The organism is Megasphaera sp. AF13-6AC, assembly GCF_027685385.1.
GTDB classification, from domain to species: Bacteria; Bacillota; Negativicutes; order Veillonellales; family Megasphaeraceae; genus Megasphaera; species Megasphaera micronuciformis.
In genome coordinates, this window is the sequence record NZ_JAQCUN010000120.1 from 1,238 (window position 1) to 3,807 (window position 2,570).

At 47.5% G+C, this 2,570-nt stretch carries 3 protein-coding genes and 1 pseudogene; 1 reads left to right on the forward strand and 3 read right to left on the reverse strand.

Annotated elements, in window-relative coordinates:
- The 3 genes from PGX78_RS06700 to PGX78_RS06710 form a co-directional block, all read right to left on the reverse strand.
- Positions 1–934: M20 metallopeptidase family protein (locus PGX78_RS06700; RefSeq protein WP_270446038.1), on the reverse strand; the 934-nt coding region annotated here is incomplete at its 3' end.
- Between the two features lie 119 nt (positions 935–1,053).
- A complete protein-coding gene (locus PGX78_RS06705; protein WP_270446039.1) occupies positions 1,054–1,668 on the reverse strand; it encodes a hypothetical protein in 615 nt (204 codons plus the stop codon).
- 3 nt (positions 1,669–1,671) lie between these two features.
- Positions 1,672–1,947, reverse strand: coding sequence for a DUF1653 domain-containing protein (locus PGX78_RS06710; RefSeq protein WP_270446041.1), 276 nt, complete (start codon positions 1,945–1,947; stop codon positions 1,672–1,674).
- A 149-nt stretch (positions 1,948–2,096) separates the two neighbouring features.
- Between PGX78_RS06710 and PGX78_RS06715 the strand changes: the two are divergent.
- Positions 2,097–2,570: pseudogene (locus tag PGX78_RS06715) on the forward strand (phosphoribosylformylglycinamidine synthase); the annotation flags it as partial.

The window sequence follows — 2,570 nt, forward strand, 5'->3', positions numbered from 1 at the left end:
TGACGGTAACGCAAGCCGGTGCATTTACAACTGCCGGATAACCGTTGACTATTGTTACCTCCGAACTGCATGCGTAGGCTGCGGGAATCGTCTCTCCCAAGCGTTTTATTTCCGCGGTTACAAAGCTGCGCAACTGCGTGTCCAATACACGTACGGCACCGCCTAAGACCGCTGTTTCGGGAATGACGTTGGCAACACCGTGAGTGCCGCTGTGTAAGTAGGTAACACTGACTGTCGCATTATCTAAAGGGCCGCATTTCATGGCGGGGATCATGCTGATAGCATCTACCAGATCGGAAGCCGGTAAGAGGGGATTGTTGGCTGTATGGGGAGTGCTGCCGTGGCCGCCTTTGCCCGTGACGGTAATTTCAAAAGTGGCGATGGCGGCAGAGCGAGTTCCTTCCAGAACATCAACAGATCCGAAGGGTCTTTCGGCATCGACGTGAATAGCGAAAAAAGCATCCACCTTGTCGGCAATTCCTTCTTCGACAAGGGTGCAGGCACCGCCGGGCAGAAATTCTTCGCCTTGCTGGAAAATAAAGTATACCGTGCCTTTTATAAGATCTTTATGGGCGGCGAGGATTTCGGCAACACCCATGAGCACAGCTGTATGAGCATCATGACCGCAAGCGTGCATAACGCCCGGCTTCGTGCTTTTAAAGGAAAAATCGCTTTCTTCCGTAAGGCCCAAGGCATCGATGTCGGCGCGCAGGCCGATAGACGGCCCCGGTTGGGACCCGATGAGATACCCGACCGTACTGTTGCCGGAAATTCCTTCTAATATAGGAATGCCTGCGGCGGCTAAGCGTTCACGAATCCAGTGAGCCGTATCGGTTTCCTGAAAGGACAGCTCCGGATGTGCGTGTAAATAGCGTCTGTTATCTATCACCTTATTACCGTAAGCGGTGACGAGATCTTTAATCGTATGGCTCATTATAATCTCTCCTTTATGTATAGATATTCTCATAATACCATTGAAGTCGGATATAAGCTACTGAGGATTACGGTGATATACGAAAATGTGAATAACGCCTCCTATCAGGAGGCGTTATATTAAAACAGATACTTTGTATCGTAGCTTATATCCATATATTGGGCAATAATATCATCGTCAAATCCGAATTCTTCCGATTTTCCTTTGAACATATTGCCGAACTTCGATTGTAACCTTTTCTTGGCGTTTACAGGCGGTTCATATTCCGTACGTAAGCGGGCGGCGGCTGCGGAGCGATCCTCTACACGGGTAAACACGCCGTTATCAAACGTTAATTCGTATACGGTTTCGAAGGCATGGGGGAGTTGGTAGCCGAAGGGGGTAAAGAATTCATGAATAAACTTGTAGGCAATCAAGAAAGACCCTGTATAGCTCACGGGTCTTTCCAAGTCGTAGCGTACGTCGCCGGCAGGAGAATGAAAAGAAGCGGGTTCTACTCCGAAGAGAGTGGGGGCTTTATCGTCGCCGTTATTGGTAAATAACTGCGACAGAATAAGATGTTTTTCCTCGTCCAGCCGATAAACCGTCGAGTAGCCGCGCAGACAGGATTCATCAAAAACCGTAGGCCGTAAGGGGAGGCTTTTTATATTAAAGAGTTCGTCCGGCTTTTCAATAGCTACAAGGCTATATTTTTTATCATTAAAATTGAAGCCGTCAAAAAATTGTGAACGCATAAACTACCTCCTGTCCGCATGTCGGTACGGGTTCGTAGCAGCCGCGTCGGCTATCTTTTCAAATCGCCAGTGTTGTTCGGCCTGAGGGTACTTGACCTTGTCCGTCTCGCTCATAAACATATCCAGAGGGCGAATATAATCTGCATAGTCGTCGTATAGGGCCTTGTAGACGACATAAGGTTCTCGCGTTTCCGAATGAGTGGCAATAGACACGATCAAATATAATTTGTTCTTAAAGTGTCGCCACACCTCATTGGCTTTAGGTAATTCACGTTTCAATAGTAACAGCTCCTCTCATTGGTACACATCTTACACATAGAGGCGTATTTTGTCCATAGGTAACGGCCTTTTGCCTTGCCAGTAACAGACGTATAGCCGTATAATAATCTATACGAGTAAATTATTTATCGACTTGAGGAGGTCACTCGATGCAATCCATTCGTCGTTTATACGTTGCTAAAAAAGATGCATTCGCACATGAAGAAAGACGTATGTGTGCGGACTTGAAAGAAAACCTGCTGATTGACGGACTTAAGGACGTTCATTTGTACAATCGCTACGATTTGAGCGGTCTTGACGATGCGGCCTTTGCGGCAGCCAAGGATATGATTTTTTCCGAACCCCCTGTGGATGCGGTATACGATACCCTGCCTGTAACCGACGGGGCCTTTGTGCTGCCTATCGAATATCTGCCCGGGCAGTATGACCAGCGGGCCGATTCGGCTATGCAGTGTTTGCAAATGTTGACCATGAAAAACGACACTGTTGTACGGACAGCTCGAGTTTTCGTGTTTACCGGCGATCTGACGGATGAAGATAAGAAAGTAATTAAACAATATTGCATCAACCCCGTTGAAGCGAGAGAGGCCTCTTTAGCAGAAGTGAAAACCTTGGAAACGGCT

Bases quoted from the DNA above. Each gene is read 5' to 3' on its own strand.
- PGX78_RS06705 (WP_270446039.1), bottom strand. From the start codon at position 1,668: ATGCGTTCACAATTTTTTGACGGCTTCAATTTTAATGATAAAAAATAT.